Annotated in this window: 1 pseudogene; it reads left to right on the top strand. The window is 80.6% G+C overall.

The annotated features are described in order from the left end of the window. Nucleotides 1-444: pseudogene (locus GT042_RS38765) on the top strand (hypothetical protein); the annotation flags it as partial.

Raw genomic sequence — 444 nt, 5'->3', positions numbered from 1 at the left:
CCGTAGCGTCCCCGCCCTCCGTGCCGTCCGCGCCGGTGGCGCCCCGGCCGGTGCTGCCGTCGGCCGCACTGCCGGAGGAGGTTCCGCTTCCCCCGGAGGTGCCGGTACGGCAGAGCGCGCCGAGCGCCGCCGCGCCGCCGGAGCGCCCCTCCGCCGAACTGCCGGACCTGGCGCAGCCGGGCCGTACCCAGCCGGGCCCTACAGGGTCGGAGGGTGCGCAGCCGGGTCTGACGCGGCCGGACCGGGCGCGGCGCGATCGTGGGCGCCCGTTTCCTGTGGAGCCCGATCTGCCGCAGCACGCGCGCGCCGAGCCCCAGGACCAGCCTCCGGCCCCGGTGTCCCCGTCGGGTGCGCTGCCTCCCGAAGTGCCCGTATCCGCCGCGCAGCCGGCCCCTGCGGGCCCCCCGGCCGCCGCACAGCCCCAGCCCCAGCCCCCCAACCCCG

Source organism: Streptomyces sp. SID3212 (assembly GCF_009865405.1).
Classification (GTDB): Bacteria; Actinomycetota; Actinomycetes; order Streptomycetales; family Streptomycetaceae; genus Streptomyces.
This window is presented reverse-complemented; position numbering and strand designations above follow the sequence as displayed.